Source organism: Ureibacillus sp. FSL W7-1570 (assembly GCF_038593265.1).
In the GTDB taxonomy this organism is placed as follows: Bacteria; Bacillota; Bacilli; order Bacillales_A; family Planococcaceae; genus Ureibacillus; species Ureibacillus suwonensis.
Window position 1 is genome coordinate 2,999,780 of record NZ_CP151979.1, and the last position, 20,172, is coordinate 3,019,951.

16 protein-coding genes and 3 pseudogenes are annotated in these 20,172 nt (G+C 39.0%); 15 read left to right on the top strand and 4 right to left on the bottom strand.

Features of this window, described 5'->3' with window-relative positions; all coding sequences use genetic code 11:
• Positions 1-126 precede the first annotated feature (126 nt).
• The 12 genes and pseudogenes from NST13_RS14935 to NST13_RS14990 all read left to right on the top strand — a co-directional run bounded on the left by NST13_RS14935 (position 127) and on the right by NST13_RS14990 (position 11,599).
• The gene (locus NST13_RS14935; RefSeq protein WP_340434111.1) at positions 127-1,497 is read left to right on the top strand and encodes an ATP-binding protein; all 1,371 of its coding nucleotides are present in this window, start codon (positions 127-129) and stop codon (positions 1,495-1,497) included.
• A 6-nt stretch (positions 1,498-1,503) separates the two neighbouring features.
• A complete protein-coding gene (locus NST13_RS14940) occupies positions 1,504-2,175 on the top strand; it encodes a response regulator transcription factor (RefSeq protein WP_208651691.1) in 672 nt (223 codons plus the stop codon).
• A gap of 12 nt (positions 2,176-2,187) precedes the next feature.
• Positions 2,188-2,759 (top strand): annotated as a pseudogene (locus tag NST13_RS14945) (VTT domain-containing protein).
• 124 nt (positions 2,760-2,883) lie between these two features.
• On the top strand, positions 2,884-3,861 hold the full coding sequence (locus NST13_RS14950) for a F510_1955 family glycosylhydrolase (RefSeq protein ID WP_340434115.1): 978 nt from the start codon (positions 2,884-2,886) through the stop codon (positions 3,859-3,861).
• A gap of 112 nt (positions 3,862-3,973) precedes the next feature.
• A complete protein-coding gene (locus NST13_RS14955; RefSeq protein ID WP_342580939.1) occupies positions 3,974-4,699 on the top strand; it encodes a sulfite exporter TauE/SafE family protein in 726 nt (241 codons plus the stop codon).
• 279 nt (positions 4,700-4,978) lie between these two features.
• Positions 4,979-5,290, top strand: a complete 312-nt coding sequence (locus tag NST13_RS14960; RefSeq protein ID WP_342580940.1) for a metal-sensing transcriptional repressor — start codon at positions 4,979-4,981, stop codon at positions 5,288-5,290.
• Positions 5,291-5,306: 16 nt separating this feature from the next.
• A complete protein-coding gene (locus NST13_RS14965; RefSeq protein WP_342581870.1) occupies positions 5,307-7,703 on the top strand; it encodes a heavy metal translocating P-type ATPase in 2,397 nt (798 codons plus the stop codon).
• Between the two features lie 26 nt (positions 7,704-7,729).
• Positions 7,730-7,933: a copper chaperone CopZ gene (gene copZ / locus NST13_RS14970; protein ID WP_208651700.1), complete on the top strand. Its 204-nt coding sequence runs from the start codon at positions 7,730-7,732 to the stop codon at positions 7,931-7,933.
• Positions 7,934-8,174: 241 nt separating this feature from the next.
• A complete protein-coding gene (locus NST13_RS14975; protein ID WP_096550474.1) occupies positions 8,175-8,501 on the top strand; it encodes a hypothetical protein in 327 nt (108 codons plus the stop codon).
• Complete coding sequence (gene tnpB / locus NST13_RS14980; protein ID WP_141603366.1) at positions 8,491-8,847, top strand: IS66 family insertion sequence element accessory protein TnpB; 357 nt, start codon at positions 8,491-8,493, stop codon at positions 8,845-8,847. Before NST13_RS14975 ends, tnpB begins: the two co-directional genes overlap by 11 nt.
• Before the next feature lie 49 nt (positions 8,848-8,896).
• On the top strand, positions 8,897-10,492 hold the full coding sequence (locus tag NST13_RS14985) for an IS66 family transposase (protein ID WP_342469277.1): 1,596 nt from the start codon (positions 8,897-8,899) through the stop codon (positions 10,490-10,492).
• A gap of 163 nt (positions 10,493-10,655) precedes the next feature.
• Positions 10,656-11,599: pseudogene (locus NST13_RS14990) on the top strand (transposase).
• 310 nt (positions 11,600-11,909) lie between these two features.
• Here the strand turns inward: NST13_RS14990 and NST13_RS14995 are convergent.
• Positions 11,910-13,445: a multicopper oxidase family protein gene (locus tag NST13_RS14995; protein WP_208651059.1), complete on the bottom strand. Its 1,536-nt coding sequence runs from the start codon at positions 13,443-13,445 to the stop codon at positions 11,910-11,912.
• A gap of 516 nt (positions 13,446-13,961) precedes the next feature.
• Here NST13_RS14995 and NST13_RS15000 point away from each other — a divergent pair.
• Positions 13,962-14,285 (top strand): annotated as a pseudogene (locus tag NST13_RS15000) (asparagine synthetase B); the annotation flags it as partial.
• 108 nt (positions 14,286-14,393) lie between these two features.
• Here NST13_RS15000 and NST13_RS15005 read toward each other — a convergent pair.
• Both NST13_RS15005 and NST13_RS15010 read right to left on the bottom strand, forming a co-directional pair.
• A complete protein-coding gene (locus NST13_RS15005) occupies positions 14,394-15,536 on the bottom strand; it encodes an IS256 family transposase (RefSeq protein WP_342580941.1) in 1,143 nt (380 codons plus the stop codon).
• A gap of 339 nt (positions 15,537-15,875) precedes the next feature.
• Positions 15,876-16,151 carry a DUF3986 family protein gene (locus tag NST13_RS15010; RefSeq protein ID WP_342580942.1) on the bottom strand — a complete coding sequence of 92 codons (276 nt, stop codon included), beginning with the start codon at positions 16,149-16,151 and terminating at the stop codon, positions 15,876-15,878.
• A gap of 171 nt (positions 16,152-16,322) precedes the next feature.
• Here NST13_RS15010 and NST13_RS15015 point away from each other — a divergent pair, with 171 nt between their 5' ends.
• Entirely contained in the window at positions 16,323-17,198 is an 876-nt protein-coding gene (locus NST13_RS15015; RefSeq protein ID WP_342580943.1) for a hypothetical protein, read from the top strand.
• 638 nt (positions 17,199-17,836) lie between these two features.
• Here NST13_RS15015 and NST13_RS15020 read toward each other — a convergent pair.
• On the bottom strand, positions 17,837-18,079 hold the full coding sequence (locus tag NST13_RS15020; protein ID WP_342580944.1) for a hypothetical protein: 243 nt from the start codon (positions 18,077-18,079) through the stop codon (positions 17,837-17,839).
• 210 nt (positions 18,080-18,289) lie between these two features.
• Between NST13_RS15020 and NST13_RS15025 the strand changes: the two genes are divergently transcribed.
• Positions 18,290-20,152, top strand: a complete 1,863-nt coding sequence (locus NST13_RS15025) for a nucleoside-diphosphate sugar epimerase/dehydratase (RefSeq protein WP_342580945.1) — start codon at positions 18,290-18,292, stop codon at positions 20,150-20,152.
• Positions 20,153-20,172: the final 20 nt, after the last annotated feature.

Sequence of the window (20,172 nt, forward strand, 5' to 3'; positions counted from 1 at the left end):
GAGCGTACAAATATTTATTTGACGGAACCCATATGCCATATCGCTCGGAATCAACGAAAAAGAGATCAAAAAACAGTTTTTCCTAAACGATATGGAAGTTAATGGACTGATAAGGAAGGGACAAAAATGAGAAAAATCTCGTTTAAATTAGGACTATTATTTTTTCTATTTGTGTTAGGAATCGAAACGGTTTTGTTTGTGTCATTATATATTACGCTTGTTCATTCTAGAATTAATGAGGAATTTGAGCAGCTGTTGGCAAGAGGAAATAATCACCGCGATGTGTTAGAAAAAAATTACGACTCTTCTACGTTGGAACATGTCACCATGATGGAGTCGGAAGCGGTGACGGACGTTGTTATTACAGATGACAAGGGGAATATATTATATTTTTCGGATCATATTTTACCATTTGCCAAAAGAATAATAAAAAACGAAGTTAAAAACATTCCCCATGATGGTATGATTGTACAAAAAAATTGGCAAAAAGAGTCGCATATTTCAACAGTAAGCCCGATTCGGGTTGACGGCAAGATAAAAGGGTATGTCTATATGTTTCAAAATACAGCTTCCATTCAAAACATGATTTATAAGTTAAAGCATCATTTTATTATCGTTGGAATTCTTTCTGTATTTTTAACGATTATAACGATTGCTTTCTTATCAAGAGTGATTACGATTCCTCTCATTCGCATGAAACAGGCGACCGAAAAATTGAGCAAAGGTGATTTTTCTGTCCGTTTACAAGTAAAAGGAGAGGATGAATTAGCGCAATTAGGAAAATCTATTCAAACATTGGCAAGGGATTTAGAATACTTAAAAAAAGAAAGAAACGAATTTCTTGCCAGTATTTCTCATGAGCTTCGTACCCCTCTCACATATGTAAAAGGATATGCGGACATCGCCAGAAGACCAAACATTAAGGAAGAAGAGAGAGAGAAATATTTGACTATTATTTATGAAGAAGCAGAGCATATGCAAAAATTAGTAAAAGAACTTTTTGAATTAGCAAAAATGGATCAGCATTCCTTTCACATTCATCAGTCATCGACCAACTTATGTTCATTTTTAAGAAAAGTATACGAGAAAATGCACCCTGCTTTTCAGGCGAAAAACATGTCTCTTATATATCACTGTGATGGAAACATTACGGTCCATATAGACCAAAAACGTTTTGAGCAAGTGATGATGAATCTGTTAGATAATGCTTTAAAATATTCTGAGCAAGGTTCTACCGTCTCTATTGATGTAAGGACGGAGAAAAAGAACATCGTGATAATTGTTTCAGACGAAGGCAGAGGAATTCCTGAAGAGGATTTGCCGCATATTTTTGAACGGTTCTACCGGGTGGATAAATCAAGATCAAGAGCCAGCGGTGGAACGGGATTGGGCTTAGCGATAGCAAAAGAAATTATTGAAGCCCATGGAGGTTCTATTTATGCGGATAGTATCTACGGAAAAGGAACGAAAATGATGATTACATTACCGAAGGAATGAGGGAGCATGTATACGATATTACTTGTTGATGATGAAAAACGAATGTTAGATTTACTTGATCTTTATCTTTCGCCTAAAGGGTACCGTTGTGTAAAGTGTGAATCCGGTTTATCAGCAATACAGTACTTAGAAAATAACAAAGCGGATTTAGTGTTATTGGATATTATGATGCCGGAGGTGGATGGTTGGGAAACTTGTAAATGTATTAGAGAATTTTCCAATGTCCCTATTATTATGGTGACCGCAAGAGATCAAACATTGGATATCGTAAAAGGACTTAATATGGGAGCTGATGACTATATCACAAAACCATTTGACGAATCCGAACTGCTTGCCCGCATAGAGGCGGTTCTGCGCCGTTCAGCAGGGAAACAACCAAAAATTGAGTTTCAAGGTTTAGTGTGGGATGAAGCTCAACATAAGGTTCAATATAATAAACATGATCTTTTTCTGACACCTAAAGAGTTTGCCATATTGGGGCTTTTTCTGAAAAACCCAGGCAGAGTGTTTAGCAGAGAACAAATTATTCTATCACTATGGGGCTATAACGCAAATACAGAAGAGCGCACTATTGATTCTCATGTGAAAAATATTAGAGAAAAGCTGAGACAAGCTGGGTTTCCAATCGATCGATTTCTGCAAACTGTTTGGGGGGTGGGGTATAAATGGAAGGGATAAGATGGGAAGAGAATGAAAGAGCAAATGATTACACTACTCAACACATATGAAAATGCTGCTTACTTCATTAGTATCGTTATAAATATAATAATCAGTTTTTAGGACTTGTGCCAAGCGTTTTTTTAACCGCTGCCAATTTGGCTGTGTTCGGGTTTTAGAAAGGCACCTTTTTATCTTTTGCTGGGGAAGCCATCGGGGCCGTTGTCTCTTTTGTTTTATATCGTAAAAAAGGATTTAGGAAACTTTCTGAAACAAAGTTGTTTTCTCATCCGAAAGTCAGACGTTTGCTTGAAGCAAAAGGTTTAGAAGCCTTTTTTCTTGTTTTATCTTTGCGGCTTCTTCCTTTTGTTCCGTCAGGAGTCGTTACCTTTGTTAAAGCGATCGGAAAAACTTCCTTGCTTATCTTTATGATTGCCAGTTCAATAGGGAAAATACCTGCCTTACTTTTAGAAGCCTATTCGGTTTATCAATTGATGAATTGGACATGGAAAGGGAAGGGAATATTAACATTTTTGTCTGTTTCTTTATTTCTTTTTACTTGGAAGAAAATCAATCGAAAAAAGGATCAAACCAACAAAACTTAGAGAGTTTATGTTTATGAAGAGTGACAAATATCATATCCAAAGAAGCAAACTCCATAAATTCTGCAAATCTTTCTGCTATAAAATGTACGATCGCTATTTCATACACAAAAAGGGGTTATCAGCAATGAAAAAAATGACGAAAGTGATGATGATGATATCGGCTATTCTTCTTCTGAGCGCTTGTTCATCATCCAATGAAAAAGAACAGTCCTTTATTACGAGCAAAGAACAAGCAAAATCCAACACATCTGTTACAAATAATCCTTTCTTTAAAGAAAAGAAAGAAGGAAAGTTCGAACATTTACATGGAATTGGTTATGCAGGCAACCAAAATGCGATTTACTTTGCTACACATGAAGGTTTACTTGTTTACCAAAATAATCAATGGTATGAAACCACTTCCAATAAACATGATTATATGGGCTTTTCTGCAACAGACGATGGGTTTTATGCATCGGGACACCCAGAAGAAGGTTCATCTTTAGGAAATCCGCTTGGTCTTGTAAAAAGTCTTGATCATGGACAAACGTTGATGAACTTAGGGTTTTATAAAGAATCTGATTTTCATTATATGGCAGTAGGCTATAAAAGCCATACAATTTATGTCGTGAACCAAGAAGAAAACAAAAAGCTAGGACAAGGGTTATTTTACAGTAAAGACGACGGCAAAACGTGGTCGCCAAGTCAATTAAACGGCCTACCGCAAACTGCTGCAGGAACGATTGCTGCCCATCCAACGGAGGAAAATATGGTCGGAATTAGTACGACCGAAGGAATTTTCATTTCAAAAGATAATGGAAATACGTTTGAACGGTTTACTCGAAAAATCAATACAATGGCTTTTTTCTTCCAAGAAAAATCGATTTTATTTGCTGCTGTAGAAAACAATAAGCCTGTACTTATCAAACAATCATTCGATTCAAAGCAGGAGGAAGTTCTTTCTGTTCCTGCACTCGATGAAAAAGATCATATCATGTATATGGCTTCTAATCCGAAAAATGAAAAGGAAATGGTGATGGCCACCATGAATGGCGATATTTTCGTGACAACAAATAACGGTGAAAGCTGGACTCAAATAGCAGTAAAGGGGAAACTACTATAGGCTAATGACAAGGCGTGCGATTAGCATGTCTTTGTTATTTACCACTCCATATTTCTACAAAATCCACTGCTACAATATAGACATCAGATTAGAGGGGAAGGTGAGAGGAAGGATGTATTCATTTTTCAATCAAATAAGTAACCTTTTAAGTCAACCATTTCTAAATATTGCACATGATACAACCACTATCCCCATTTTATCAGCGTTTGTTCTTGGTATAGTAGGAGCGATGGCCCCGTGTCAACTCACCGCTAACTTAGGAGTAATCACGTTATACAGTAATCAGTCCTTGCAAAAAGGAATTGCGTGGAAAGAGTTGTTTCTTTATATTTTTGGTAAAATTATTGCCTTTTCCGGTTTGGGGATGATTGTCTGGCTTTTGGGGAATGAGATTCAAAGTACACTAACATTCTATTTTCCGTGGCTAAGAAAGCTGATCGGTCCCATTCTCATTCTTGTAGGTTTATACTTGTTAGGGCTTTTTAAAATGTATTGGAACCTAACCTTGTTCAAAATACCTGAGAGATTTTTAAAGAAAGGAAAAACAGGTTCTTTTTTAATGGGGTTCAGTTTTTCGTTAGCGTTTTGTCCAACGATGTTTGTGCTGTTTTTCGTGACTTTAATGCCTCTTGTGTATTCAACGTCTTATGGAGTGATATTGCCGGGCATCTTTGCCATCGGAACCTCTGTACCTGTTATTTTCTTCATCTTCATTCTATGGTACTTAGGATTTAGCGGTACTCTAATGAAAAAAGGAAAACAAGCAGGAAGGTTCGTTCAGAAGGCAGCTGGAATCGTGATAATCTTACTTGGCATATTAGACACCATCACTTATTGATTATAACGTTATGAAAAGGAGGAAAACGAATTACTATACCTGGAGGTTATGACATTAAAAGGCAAGCTGTCCCGGAAATTCAAGTGTTTTTTCGATATTTATTTCTATTTCTTCTTAAATTATTGGACTAACGCGCTCATTTGCCTCTTCCTATTCAGTTTTTGCTATGGCTGATTGGCAAACGCAATTGGATTCATTAAGAAGCTCAGCTGCATTTTATACCCATTACCCGTATAATGTATTTAAGGATAATCATTAATAATAAACGAGGTGATACTAGTGAATCACTGTGAAGATAACAATATGAACGCAAAAATGGTTCCGCGGACAGAACAAGAAATTGAAAGCATCATTAAGCGGTTGAAGCGGATTGAAGGGCAAGTGCGCGGTGTGCAAAAGATGGTAGAGGACAATCGTTATTGTATTGATATTTTGGTTCAAATTTCAGCGATTCATGCAGCTTTAAAAAAAGTAGGATTTAACTTGTTGGAACGTCATGCAAAACATTGCGTTTCTAAGGCGATCCGCGAAGGCCATGGAGAAGAATCGCTTCGGGAATTAATGGATGTCATTAAGCAATTCTCAAAGTAAAGGAGCGGAAAGCATGATGAGTGAGCAAAAGCTCATTACACTTAGGATAACAGGCATGACATGTGCAGCCTGTTCCAATCGGATTGAGAAAGTGTTGAACAAAATGGATGGAGTAGAAGCCAATGTCAATTTGGCAATGGAAAAAGCAACGATTAAATATGATCCATCGAAACAAAGTATAGCCGATATCCGAACGAAAATTGAGAATTTAGGGTATGGTGTTGCGACTGAAAAGGTGACGCTGGATATTGAGGGGATGACATGTGCGGCATGTGCGGCACGGATTGAAAAAGGGTTAAATCGTATGGAAGGCGTTACAAGTGCAGCTGTAAACTTGGCGACAAACAGTGCTGTTGTAGAATTCACTGAAGGCATTGCATCTGTCGAAGACATTTTAGAGAAAATCAAAAAGCTTGGGTACAAGGGGCAGATCCGAAACGAAGAACAAGAGCAGGCAGGCCGGAAAGAAGAACTGCTTAAGCAAAAACAACGGCAACTCGCCATTTCCATCATTTTATCACTGCCTTTGCTTTATACGATGATGGCTCATATGCCGTTTGATATAGGCTTACCAATGCCGCACCTATTGATGAATCCGTGGTTCCAGCTTCTTTTGGCTACACCCGTTCAGTTCTACATCGGAGGCCCTTTCTATGTAGGGGCGTACCGGGCATTGCGAAACAAAAGTGCGAACATGGATGTACTGGTGGCACTTGGAACATCAGCCGCTTACTTTTACAGCTTGTATGAAGCTTTGAAAACATTAGGAAATTCAGGGTATATGCCAAGTTTATATTTTGAAACGAGTGCCGTACTGATTACGCTTGTACTTGTCGGAAAATACTTTGAATCACTGGCGAAAGGGCGGACAACCGAAGCCGTCTCCAAACTGTTGAGCCTGCAGGCAAAAGAAGCTCTTGTCATCCGTAATGGGGAAGAAGTAAGAGTTCCGCTTGAGGAAGTGATGATAGGGGATATCCTTCTCGTTAAACCGGGCGAAAAAATTCCGGTAGACGGTACCGTCATCGCCGGAGTATCCTCTGTCGACGAATCGATGATTACCGGTGAATCGATTCCTGTTGATAAGAAGGAAGGCGACTCTGTTATCGGAGCAACCATTAATAAGAATGGTGTACTAACTATTCGGGCAGAGAAGGTAGGGAAAGATACAGCACTTGCCAATATCATTAAAATCGTCGAAGAGGCTCAAGGCTCGAAAGCGCCGATTCAGCGTATGGCTGATATCATTTCGGGTATTTTCGTACCGATTGTCGTAGGCATTGCTGTTGTTGCGTTCATGATATGGTACATCTTTGTTGCTCCGGGGGACTTGCCAAAGGCGCTTGAGGTGGCTATCGCGGTTCTCGTCATTGCATGTCCTTGCGCGCTCGGTCTGGCGACACCGACATCGATTATGGTCGGTACAGGCAAAGGGGCAGAAAAAGGGATCCTCTTTAAAGGAGGTGAGTACCTGGAGGGAACACATAAAGTTAATGCCGTGCTTCTGGATAAAACAGGAACAGTGACAAAAGGAAAACCGGAAGTAACAGATGTGCTTAAGTTCCGAGAAGACATGCTCGATTATGCCGTTTCCGCCGAGAGTGCTTCGGAACATCCGCTGGCTCATGCGATTGTCGAATATGGAAAGAAACAAGCGATTTTGGTTAAGCCGTTGGAGCATTTCTCCGCCATTACTGGTCACGGAATTGAAGCAGTCATTGATGGCAAAAATGTCCTTGTTGGAACACGAAAGCTGATGAAGGAACGCTCTGTAGAGCTTTCCATGCATGAAGATAAAATGGCAGAGCTTGAAAAGCAGGGGAAAACCGCTATGCTTGTTGCCATTGATGGGCAGCTTGCCGGCATCATTGCTGTCGCTGATACGGTAAAAGAAAGCTCAAAAGAAGCGATTCAAACATTAAAACAAATGGGCATCGAAGTGTACATGGTAACGGGAGACAACAAACGGACAGCAGAAGCCATTGCTAAGCAAGTGAATGTAGATCGCGTCTATGCAGAAGTGCTTCCTGAAGAAAAAGCGAATATTGTCGAAGAGCTGCAAAAACAAGGGAAGCGGGTGGCGATGGTCGGTGATGGAATTAATGACGCTCCGGCTTTGGCAAAAGCGGATATTGGTATGGCCATCGGCACAGGAGCGGATGTTGCTATCGAAACGGCCGATGTTACCTTGGTCGGTGGAGATTTAGCCCATATCCCGAAAGCGATTGAGTTAAGCCGCAAAACAATGAAAAACATTCGGCAAAACCTGTTCTGGGCTTTGTTCTATAATACGATTGGTATTCCGGTAGCCGCCGCTGGATTATTGGAACCTTGGGTTGCCGGAGCGGCCATGGCATTCAGTTCCGTATCAGTTGTGACAAACGCGCTTCGTTTGAAACGCGTGAAAATATAAAAATATAATTTAAGGAGGAATTGATAATGACTATTACATTACATGTACAAGGCATGACTTGCGGACACTGCAAAGCGGCAGTGACGAATGCCCTTAAAGAACTGGATGGGGTAAAACGTGTAGAAGTGCATCTGCAGGAAGGTACTGTCGATGTAGATTATGATGAAACAAAAGTAAATGTAGAAAAACTTAAAGAAGCGATTGAAGAGCAAGGATACGATGTCAAGTAATAGTAAAAAAACATACTAACATTAGTAGTACAGACCTAGGCCAAGGTTTGTGCTACTATTTTTTTATAGTAGAAGTGAAGGAAGGTCGAACAGCTCCTGGGACCAAATAGAGTCCGTATTAAAAACAGACCAACTTCACACCCTTATTTGAATGTAAGCGCCAAATATCCCACACCTTCTAACCATTTTGATGTTTTGTGATAATGAGATCAACATCAAAAGTTAGGAGGTTTTTATTTTTATGTCCCCAGATGAACGAAAACAATTGTGGCAACAACGAATTGAATCTTATCGATCTAGTGGAGAGTCAAGTGTAAAAGCTTGGTGCAAACAAAATCAAGTAGGTCACCAAAGTATGTATAAATGGATGAAAAGACTAGAGTTAGAGACAACTGAAACTTCACGGACTTCCCCTCAATGGCTAACTGTTGAAGTATCCCATCCGTTGGATGAAAAAAACTCCCCGCTCATCGTTAACATTGGGGAATTTTCCATCGAAGTAAAAGAAGGTTTCAATCCACTCCTTTTCAACGAAGTGGTTCAGGTGCTGAAAACACATGTTAAGTAAAACACCCATTCAACATGTTTATTTAGCAGCGGGGGCAACGGATTTACGCAAGTCGATTGATGGATTAGCAGCCATTATTCAAATGAGCTTTCAGTTAAATCCTTTCTCTTCTAATCTCTTTGTTTTCTGTAATCGGAAACGAGATAAATTGAAAATTCTCCATTGGGATCACAATGGGTTTTGGTTGTACTATCGTCGTTTAGAGAAAGGGGTCTTTCAATGGCCTGATGAAAGAACTCCCGGCCCTTTGTGCATCACTCCCCGCCAATTCAGTTGGTTGCTCGATGGTCTTTCATTTGAACAAAAACAAGCACATGAACAAGTATCAGCTAAAATCATGGTTTAAAAGGAATTTGACATTGACCTGTCAATTCCTTTCCTTTATTCTTTAACTTATGAACAAACACAAACAAACCAATGAATCAACAATTGAAGAACTGCAAGCGAGAAATGCGGAACTCAAAAAACAAAATGAAGCCTTACAGGCTAAAATCAAATGGTTGGAAGAACAATTCCGCCTTAGCCAACATAAAAAATTTGGGGCTTCCAGTGAAAAAACGAATCCGGATCAACTCGAACTTCCTCTTTTTAATGAAGCTGAAATCACAGCGGATACAGAAGTGGAAGAACCTACACTTGAAACCATTACTTATAAACGGAAGAAGTCTGTAGGACAACGCGATGCGAAACTAGAGAACTTGCCGACGGAAACGATTCACTATCGTTTAGCCGAAGAAGAGCAGGTTTGTTTGTGTTGCGGTGGAACCGTACACGAAATGAGTACGGAAATACGAAGAGAAATCAAGATTATTCCTGCTCAAGTAAAAGTCGTTGAGCATGTTCAACATATTTACAGTTGCCGTCAATGTGAACGGGAAGGAATCGAGACACCGATTGTCACAGCCAAAATGCCAACACCAATTTACCCAAAAAGTTTGGCATCTGCATCGGCTATGGCCTATATCATGAACCAAAAATACGTGGAAGGAATGCCTCTTTATCGTCAAGAAAAGCAGTTGGAACGATTCGGTGTGTATTTATCACGCCAAACGCTCGCCAACTGGATGATTTATGGTGCAACCAATTGGCTTTCCATTCTATATAAACGGATGCATGAGCTATTACTCGAAAACGATATTCTACATGCGGATGAAACTACACTTCAAGTTCTAGCAGAACCTGGACGAAAAGCGGATTCGAAGTCTTATATGTGGATGTATCGAACAGGACGAGACGTACCGCCAATCATCTTATATGATTATCAAACGACTCGTCACAGTAAACATCCGAAGGCTTTTCTAAAAGGATTTAAGGGATATCTGCATGTAGATGGATATGCAGGATATCATGAATTAAAGGATGTCGAACTGGTAGGGTGTTGGGCACATGCAAGGCGAAAATTCGATGAAGCACTGAAGGCATTACCAGCCAATGTGGATAAAACATCATCAACCGCTGCAGAAGGAATTCAATTCTGTAATCAATTATTCCAGATTGAAAGACAAATCAGTGAAAAATTTGAGAACTGTACTCCCGAACAGCGCAAAGAATACCGTCTTGAACACAGTAAACCTGTGTTAGACGCTTTTTTGGCATGGCTAAAAACAAAACGCCCTCAAGTTCCCCCAAAAAGCAAATTGGGAGAGGCAATTACATATTGTATAAATCAATGGAGTAAGCTCATAGTGTTTTTAGAAGATGGTCGACTTGAAATCGATAATAATCGTGCGGAACGATCGATTAAACCATTCGTGATGGGCCGGAAGGCATGGCTATTTGCACAATCGATGAAAGGTGCATCAGCCAGCGCTATTATTTATAGCATTGTCGAAACAGCTAAAGAGAATCAATTAAATCCATTGAACTACTTAACCTATCTTTTCGAACAATTACCATTGATAGATCACAATGATGTAGAAGCCATCGATCAACTCCTTCCTTGGTCGAAGACAATTCCAGAAGAATGTCGCGTACCAAATAAAACTAAATAGAGCATATAATAAACGCCCACGAAAAAACACGTGGGCGTTATTTTACGCTTACATTTGAATCAGTTTAGTATGTTGGGTCCATAGAGACCGTGTATAAGAAAGTGGAATCGATAAGGCAATGTGAAGAACTTCTATGTTTGGCTAAAAAGGAGAGGCAGAAAATATGAAACACGTAGTGGCATTTGATGTCAGTATGGGGAAAAGTACAATGGTCATTTACGACCGTTATCGTCAATGCGAATATGAGGGTGAAATAACCCATAACCGTTACTCTTTCGAGAAATTAAACGAAACCCTTATAACTTTAACACAAAAAGATGGACAGGCCCCTGATATTGTCTTTGAAGCAACAGGCGTATATTCAAAACCACTAGAACGATTCTTAGGTGATCAAGGTTATATGTATTATCGAGTTAACCCACTCGAAGCGAATATTCAAATGGCTTCAATGAGGAGACAAAAAACAGATAAAAGCATCGTTTAAAAGCCAACACAAGAAAAAACTTATCATTGGCACGTGCTGAAGAAAAAGGGATCGCTTTAATCGAAGCAGCAAAAGAAGCGTATCCAGCAATTTCAAAAGATGATATTCGCTGTGAACAAGTGCGGGATTATGCCAAACGGATTGCAGACTTGAAGGAGAAAAGAGATCAACTTGTCCAAAAGATGGTTAAATTATCGAAAGATAAACAAGAGTATCAGATTTTAATTTCATTTCCAGGAATCGGAGAAACGACTGCAGTTCGTTTAATTGGAGAACTAGGAGATATTCGACGATTCAAAAACCATAAACAACTGAATGCTTACGTCGGTATTGATATCATGAGATATCAATCTGGGAATACCTTTTATAAAGACAAGATTAATAAAAGAGGAAATAACAAACTTAGAAAGATTCTATTTTACATGATCCAGACCATGATCCAACTACGGAAAAATACACAAAATCATATTGTAGATTATTATGATAAATTAAAAACGCAACCCCAGAGGAAACCTCATAAAGTTGCGTCCATAGCATGCGTGAATAAGTTCTTGAAATCGGCTTATCACCTTATCACACATAATCTGAAATACGATTACGAAAAGGCAACAATGCATCAGTAATCGTAAGTAAGATTATATCACAAAGACCTGGCGAAAAAAATGGAAATCGTGAGGTCTATTTGTCATGCGAAAATTTATTTTGGAAGGAAGGGGTACCCCTTCCTTCCAAAATAAAATCTATGTGAACCAAATTATTTAATAAAAAACACTTGACTAGAGGTAAGAAATGGGGCTGTCCGAAAAGTAGTATTTAATCCCGAAATCTAAAAAAAGCAAACCCAAAGAATGCTGTAAAATCAACATTCTTTGGGTTTTAATTTTGGCGGATTTTCAACTAAAATGGACTTTTTAGACAGCCCCATTTTCATCGTTATTCAGGTTTATTTGTTGTGTCATTCGGATCTGGCTTATAGTCAGATTTGTAATCTTTATATGTTACTTCTGTGACCATTCCGGCTGAAGCATGGTGCAAGTCATGGCAATGGAACATCCAATTTCCCGGATTATCCGCTTTAAATGCGACTACATATTCTTCACCCGGTTTTAAATTCAACGTATCCTTAATCAATGGAGAGCCTGTAATTGGCTTACCATTTTTACTTAATACTTGGAAGAAGTGTCCGTGTAAATGCATAGGATGTAAATCTGTCGGTGAATGGTTCACCAATTTTACTTTTACTAAATCTCCTGTCTTCACATTGACAGGTGCTGTTTCAGGATACGTTTTCCCATTAATCGTGAAGACCATGCCATCTTTGCCCATCGCGGTTCCTAAATCCATTGTATACTCTACATCATATTTTTGATCTAATGTAAATTCACCCAACTCTTGCTTTCCGTAGCTTGTCATATCAACTACAGGTAAATTTTCTGTTGCATTCGCTTTATCAGTGTTGCCTTTTTCGCCTTCGTATTGAATTTTCACTTTCATGTCACCGGTACCTTTCATATTACCATGGCATTCTAATAACCATTCTCCCGGATTATTCGCTGTAAATTCAATATCGTAACGTTCACCCGGAGCAATATTTAATAATTCATCTTTGATTGGCTGCGGATCTTTTAACGGTTGCCCGTCTGTTGCGACAATTTTAAAATCATGACCGTGTAAATGGAGTTTGTGGGACATGTATCCTGCGTTTACAAGGCGAAGTCGTACTTTTTCTCCTTTCTTCACTTTTAAAGGTTTGATAGCGGAACCGCTTTTCCCGTTAATCGTAAAAATATCATACATACTCATATCGTGATTCATACTGTTCATCGAGCCATGTTCCATCTGACTATGATCCATGCCGCTCATATCCATGTTGCTTTCATCAGGATTACTTATCCATTCATCGAATACAAGTGTATAATCCCGATCGGCTTTTTCTTCATTCCTCGGCTCTACGATGAATGTGCCATACAACCCTTTATCTACTTGTTTCGCGCTTTCTTGATGAGAATGATACCAATATGTTCCCGGTACGGTTGCAGTAAATTCATACGTAAAGGTTTCACCCGGTTGAATTGCGTTCATCGTGACGCCCGGAACTCCATCTTGACGATTTGGAACAGGGTAGCCATGCCAGTGAATCGTAACCGGTTCTGGTAATTCATTTTTCAAATGGATTTTCACCGTATCTCCTTGTTTCACCCGGATTTGTGCTCCTGGAACCGATCCATTGTACGTGTAGACCGGAAGTTTTACTTTGTCATTTATTTGTAATAGCGCTTCCTTTGCGGTAAGGTGAATCTCTTTGCCCGTTAACACTTCCATATTTGTTGCTGAAGGCAGTTGTTTGCTGACTTCAGGCGTTTTATTTTTCATGTTTGCCATATCATGTCCTTGCATCGAATCGTTTGAGCATGCCGCACCAATAGCAACAACTCCCGCCAAAACGGTTCCAAACAATAATTTCTTCATTCTAGCTCCCTCCGTAAATATGTCATTTGAATGATTGCTAATATCATCATAAAAAATAAATTTGCAAAATTTATGGAGAAAAGAGCTATATAAGTAATTTTGGGAAATTATTCGATGTTAATGAGAGGGATGAAATAAAAAACAAGTCACTCTCTATAATCGGTTACTTGCGGTTATAGGTAATAGCTTGTTTGCCTATTTTTGAATTAATCCGTCTAATAGGAAATGTAGGAGTCTGTCAAGAGGATAAAGATTAAGTGTTTATAAAAGATTTAATTCATATAGAATAGATGGAATTTAGGTAATTTTCCCTAATTTTTTAACGTTTTTTATGTTAATCTGTTTCTATTATGAGAATATCGCAACAGATTTCAGAAGAAATCATTGTTTAAAGTTCATTACAGGAACTCTATAGAAAATAGAGCTTGTTAAATTTATGTTTTTCAAAAAATATACTATTCTGACAGCAACATTGTGAATCTATAAATTCACTTGATAAAGTGAGGGAACAATATCATGTGCGGTTTTATTGGGTGCATTCATGATCATCCGAGAACCATTGATGGAAAATGGAAAGAAACGTTTCAAGAAATGAATGATATCATTATTCATCGGGGTCCTGACGATGATGGTTATTTTTTTGATGAATATGTAAACTTTGGATTTCGACGGCTGAGCATTATTGACCTTGAGGCAGGGCATCAGCCATTGTCTTATGAAAATGAGCGATATTGGATTATATTTAATGGCGAAATCTATAACTATGTGGAATTGAGGGAGGAATCGCTTGCAAAGGGATATCCATTTGAGACTCAATCCGATACCGAGGTAATCATTGCGCTTTCCTCCCCACAAGAGACTGAATATTCAGTTTCCTGTGGGGGAAGGGAGAATCCCCCTATTTTGTTTATTTACAGTATTTGGTTAATGATAACGTTCTTCAAACATTCACTCGAGGGCTTCCTGCGCTTCGGCAAATCTTCTTAACTTTCGCCCTGCCCATTTCTCATTAAAATCTTGAATGGTCAAATACACGATTTTTTCAGCGGCTTCTAAACTATTCAAACTGTTCATCGGTTTTAGGCGTTTCCGAATCTCCTTGATCGTTCGTTCGATGGCATTGGTCGTGTAAATCACACTTCGAATACTGCTTGGATCATCCATAAATGTAAGGAGGACATCCAACTCATTGGCCCAAGATTGAACTTCTCTCGGATACTTGCTGGACCATTTCGACTCAAACTGTTGAAACATTTGTAACGCCATCTCCTTATTCGGCGCGCGATAAATCAGCTTGAGGTCCTCTGCCACTTCGAATTGGTCTTTTTTCCGAACACGGCTGAGGGTGTTGCGGACTTTGTGCACGACACAGCGCTGCACATCGGCTTTCGGATACACCGCCTTAAAGGCTTCCTCCAGCCCCGGAAGGCCATCGAATACGCCCAGAAGCACTTCCTTGACGCCTCTTTTGTAGAGCTGTTGGAGAATCTCCCGCCATCCATAGGCGCTTTCTTGTCCTCCCACGAAGAAATCCAGAATTTCGCGATATCCTTCTTCATTCACTCCTAACACCACATAAATAACTTCTTTCTCTACCGTATCCCGGCGAAGTTTCACGTACAAGCCGTCCAAATATAAGACAGAATAACGTTTGGATAGTGGACGATGGTGCCATTTCTCGATGTCTTCCTTCACTACATCGGTAATACGGCTGATCGTCGCTGGAGAATAAGCATTTCCTAGAATTCGTTCGATAAACTTGCCAATTTCACGCGTACTCATACCACTTTGATACATCCTGATGATGGCTTCCTCCAGCCAGCCGATGTGCCGTTGATAAGGGGCAAACAATTGGGTTTGAAATTCCCCGTTTCGTTCTCTTGGCACCAAAAGCCCCTCAATCCGGCCATATTGCGTATCTCGATTTCGTTGATCGTAGCCGTTTCTCATATTGGATGTGTCCGCTGGTTCGATTTCGAGGAAATGTTTGATTTCTTTCCGCATGATCAGTTCGAATTTTTCTTTCACAAAGTGACGAATGGCATTTTCCAGTTGATTTGCCCAGTCGACATTCGGTATCCTTTTAGTCATAGGTAGGGTACTCCTTTCTCTAAGATTTTTGGTCCAATCAGAAAATCCCCTACCTTTTTTCTTTTGGTCTAGCAAAAAGCTTTACACAAAATTTTATACATCATCTCGAAAGGGGCTTCTATTTATAATAAAAATAAAACGTTTGTTTTTTGTTGAAAACAATTTCTAAATTGTGTTTGCCTAAAGTGAGCTTCAAACTGTCGAACTCGGGGTAGAAGTTCTGTGTCCTTTTTGGGAAGAGGCTATACGATACGAATTGAAAAATGCCCCAAGTGTTTTTCATCACTTGGGGCATGGATTGAAGTTGCGTTAGCAAATTCGTTCCTTATTTCTTATATTTTATAATATTATATTATTTGCTTTTAACCATTCTTCAAATAGCTTACTTCCGACTTCATAAGATAAATCATCTGCATCAACAGTAAAAATCTTGTAACCATATTTTTCATGGAAATCATACTTATCTAATATTTTTTTAACTAATGTAGTATCTTGTTCATTATCTAAAAAAACTACCCATTTATTTTCATTCTGAATTTTATATGCGACTGCTTCTAAATCAACATTGTTCTCATAATATCCTAAATGAAGATGCTGATTTGGATCAAATTTCACGTTTATTCACTCCCTATAATTGATTACCATATAAAAATTCCCAACTAATTATTTTCTTAAAACCCCCATTTCTATTTTCGGGAGGTTGCTTTTTAATTTGCTTGCTTAGTTCTTTCTTTCTATTCCAAAAAATTATGGGAATAGCAAATCACACTTAATGCCACTGAATACATGAACGGTGAGTATGTATTATCTATTGCTAAAGATAAAGTATTAGCAGCTGATAATACAAAAAATGAAAATCTACCTGCATATAACTCTGGTGTAATCAAAGTAGACGATCAAGATAGACCAACTATTGCTAGTGTGCAAAAAGTTCATGCTTCACAATACAAAGTAAAATTCTCTGAACCTGTTAAAAGCCTTACTGGTGCTAACTTCAGTGCTAAATATGTTGCAGATGGAACAACTTTAAGTGTAGGTACTACAGGTACAGAAGATATTGTTCTTGATACAACTGATTTACAACTTAAAGGTGAACTATTGGTTAACCTAAATACAGCAGTTAAGTCTAATAAAGAAATCGAATTAAAATTAGTAGGAGCTGTAGACTGGAATAACAATCTTTTATCACCAAACCCAGCATCTATTTCACTTACTAAAGGTGAAAGTGATGGCAAAGCTTCAGAAGTAACTGATATTACAGTAATTAACCCACAAAAATTAGAAATCAAATTTAGTGAAGAAGTTGTAAAATTCGGCACTGCTGCAGTTGATGTTTCTGGAAATACGGTTACTAAAGTGGAACAAGATAAAAATGATAAAACTAAGTTTATCATTGAGCTTATTTCACCATTATCAGTTGGTTATGGAAATGTATCAATTGATGCAGACGCAATTATTGACCTTTCTGGTGAAGGCATTAAAGCATTTAGTAAAGCAATTCAAGTAAAAGAAGATACTGAAGCTCCAGAATTAACATCTGCAGTAATTCAAAAAGATGGTAGAGATGGTTACGGATATTTAGTAGTTAAGTTTAACAAAGATGTATACAAAAATAGTAATTTTTCATCTGGACGTATTTATCAAAATAGTAATAATCAGTAATTTTTATAAGCCTATTTACTCCTATACATTAGGAAAAACGTTGGTGGTTCATTAAAATTATTTTTGAATTTCCACCCGGAAATGCCCCTGAATCATAGTATTTTATGAAAATATTGGTAGATTTCTGACAGAACGTATTGTATAATGTCAAATAAAGAGAAACATTGGTTGTGAATAATTGATTCACAAATGGAAATGGTTCTCTTTTTTTGTTGAATCTTGAATGATTAGTGCGAAATTCCTGGACTTTCTTACTGAAAATAACTAAGAAAATGGTGCGATTGATACAAAAGAAATATATAATATAATAAGGAATAGAAAGTATCGTTTTGACCGATATGGAAATTTTAATCAAAACTCATAAATTGTTCCAATATTTCGAGTAGACAGAAAATTCTTCATTTCACATTTCCATTGTTCTTACGGTAGTAATATTCGCAGCTCCGCGGATTGTTATATAGAGGCTCGTTATGTGATGGGATTTGTCGAAACGGATGGGTTTTGACCAATCCGTAAGCATCCTTGGTTTAGTGGACAGGCCTTATTTAAGATCACTACCGCCGCTGTGGGTTCAGCCACCGATTTTATAGAAAACTAAAAAGGTTTGCCTTTGCTCAATAAAAACACTCGAAACCCGCTTAACATAAATAACGAAAAAGAAGTTTCAAAGGTTTCAAAATGGTCAATAAAAATACAAAACGCTGCTCATCATTGTGGATCAACATGATGAGCATTGATTTCATATAAACAAAGCCGGGATCAGAAGTCCGTTCGATGGATGACACCAGCTTTTCGACATAACACCAATCCGCAACCTGAACATCCACCATCATCAAATACGAATAACGGTTACACAAAGCAATAAATGAAATAATTAACAAGGGAAACCGGTTGAATTAAATGATAGAATGAATTAATCAATTGGATTCACATTCTATGAACGAACATCGGGTGCATGTTCAAGCGGTTTACTAGTAGCATAAGATATCCTATTAAAACACTTGAAATGCTCGGTTATACATATCAAAGACCTCTAAGAATTTCTCGCAATCGACACTTTTGAAATTTAGTAGAAAGAAGGTTGACTTTTTATGAGCTATCAAAAGCGTTATCTCCTATTTTTTACCATCGATTCATGCATTGTCCTATCAGCAATCTTTATCAGCTATTGGCTGCTGCATCCGACACTGAATGTCTATGACAACAAATTAATCTTACTCAGTGCCATAACGCTTTTGATCAGTCATCACATTGCGGCTTACTTTTTCCATTTATACGACCGGATGTGGAGTGTGGCTTCGGTCCGGGAACTCCTTATCATTTGTGTTGCGGTGACCATTTCTGTAATGACCGCCAGCTTCATGCAATACATCATCAATCATGATGTTTATTTCCGTGTGATGATGGTCACATGGATGCTGCATATCATTCTGATTGGCGGATCCCGTTTTATTGTCCGGATGCTCAATGACCGGGAATCCTTCCGAAGAGCGGACAACTTGAAACGGGTATTGATTGTGGGGGCGGGACAAGGCGGCGCGATGCTCATCCGCAACTTGAAACGGGCACCGAATCCGGAATATCGGCCAGTTGCGATTGTGGATGACGATCCGAAAAAACAACATTTAAAAATCCTGGACGTCACAGTGAAGGGTACAACCCGCGATATACCCGAAATTGTTAAAAAATACAATATCGAGGAAATTTTTATCGCCATTCCATCATTAGGACGTTTTGGTATCAAAAGCATCTATGACCGTTGCGCGCAAACCAACGCCAAGGTCAAAATCATGCCGAATATTGAAGATGTCATGACGGGGAAAGTGTCCGTCAGTGATATGAAAGAAGTGAACATCGAGGATTTGCTTGGCCGGGATGAAGTCAAACTCGACATGAATGCCATTTCGAAAAAATTGACGAATAAAACCATCCTGATTACAGGAGCTGGGGGCTCCATCGGTTCCGAAATTTGCCGGCAAGTGATGAATTTCAATCCGAAAAAATTGATATTGTTGGGCCATGGGGAGAACTCCATCTACACCATCTTGATGGAATTGAAAGAAAAACATGGAAACAGCCAAACCGAATTAATCCCGGTGATTGCGGATATCCGGGATCGCAGACGGATCTTTGAAATCGTCAAACAATATAAACCGGATGTGATATACCATGCGGCGGCCCATAAACATGTGCCGTTGATGGAATACAATCCGACCGAAGCGGTTGAAAACAATATTTTTGGTACGAAAAATGTGGCGGATGCCGCCCATGAATTTGGCGTGAAAAACTTTGTCATGATTTCGACGGATAAAGCCGTCAACCCGACAAACGTGATGGGAGCGTCGAAACGCATCGCTGAAATGGTGGTCCAGGACTTGGCAAAACGGAGCAACACCAATTTTGCGGCGGTACGTTTCGGGAATGTACTAGGTTCCAGAGGCAGTGTCGTGCCTCGGTTCAAGGCGCAAATTGCCAAAGGTGGACCGGTAACGGTGACACATCCGGACATGACAAGATACTTCATGACCATTCCGGAAGCATCACGACTTGTACTCCAGGCCGGCGCGCTGGCAAAAGGCGGAGAAGTGTTCGTATTGGATATGGGGGAACCGGTCAAAATTGTGGACTTGGCGCGAAATCTCATCCACTTGTCCGGATTCACGGAAGATGAAATCAAAATTGAATTTACCGGCATTCGTCCGGGTGAAAAAATGTATGAAGAGTTGCTCAATCCGGAAGAAATCCAGGAAGCATCCATCTTTCCGAAAATCCATGTCGGCAAAGCCCACTGCATGGAACATCATCAGTTGATGATGCTATTGGGGCAATTAAAAACATTGAAAAATCCTGACGAGATCAAACGAATTACGATTGATGTGGCAAATAAAAAATGGGATCTTGTTCAGGAACAAGATGAAATCCACTATACACCGACTCAATTATCCATTATTTAATTGTAGGAAAGGAAGCTATG

Excerpts from the sequence above, each read along its gene's own strand:
- NST13_RS15025 (WP_342580945.1), top strand. The coding sequence starts at position 18,290 with ATGAGCTATCAAAAGCGTTATCTCCTATTTTTTACCATCGATTCATGC.
- NST13_RS14975 (WP_096550474.1), top strand. The coding sequence starts at position 8,175 with ATGTCCCCAGATGAACGAAAACAATTGTGGCAACAACGAATTGAATCT.
- NST13_RS14950 (WP_340434115.1), top strand. The coding sequence starts at position 2,884 with ATGAAAAAAATGACGAAAGTGATGATGATGATATCGGCTATTCTTCTT.
- NST13_RS15015 (WP_342580943.1), top strand. The coding sequence starts at position 16,323 with ATGAACGGTGAGTATGTATTATCTATTGCTAAAGATAAAGTATTAGCA.
- NST13_RS14985 (WP_342469277.1), top strand. The coding sequence starts at position 8,897 with ATGAACAAACACAAACAAACCAATGAATCAACAATTGAAGAACTGCAA.
- NST13_RS14940 (WP_208651691.1), top strand. The coding sequence starts at position 1,504 with ATGTATACGATATTACTTGTTGATGATGAAAAACGAATGTTAGATTTA.
- copZ (WP_208651700.1), top strand. The coding sequence starts at position 7,730 with ATGACTATTACATTACATGTACAAGGCATGACTTGCGGACACTGCAAA.
- NST13_RS15005 (WP_342580941.1), bottom strand. The coding sequence starts at position 15,536 with ATGACTAAAAGGATACCGAATGTCGACTGGGCAAATCAACTGGAAAAT.
- tnpB (WP_141603366.1), top strand. The coding sequence starts at position 8,491 with ATGTTAAGTAAAACACCCATTCAACATGTTTATTTAGCAGCGGGGGCA.
- NST13_RS14965 (WP_342581870.1), top strand. The coding sequence starts at position 5,307 with ATGAGTGAGCAAAAGCTCATTACACTTAGGATAACAGGCATGACATGT.
- NST13_RS14995 (WP_208651059.1), bottom strand. The coding sequence starts at position 13,445 with ATGAAGAAATTATTGTTTGGAACCGTTTTGGCGGGAGTTGTTGCTATT.
- NST13_RS14935 (WP_340434111.1), top strand. The coding sequence starts at position 127 with ATGAGAAAAATCTCGTTTAAATTAGGACTATTATTTTTTCTATTTGTG.
- NST13_RS14955 (WP_342580939.1), top strand. The coding sequence starts at position 3,974 with ATGTATTCATTTTTCAATCAAATAAGTAACCTTTTAAGTCAACCATTT.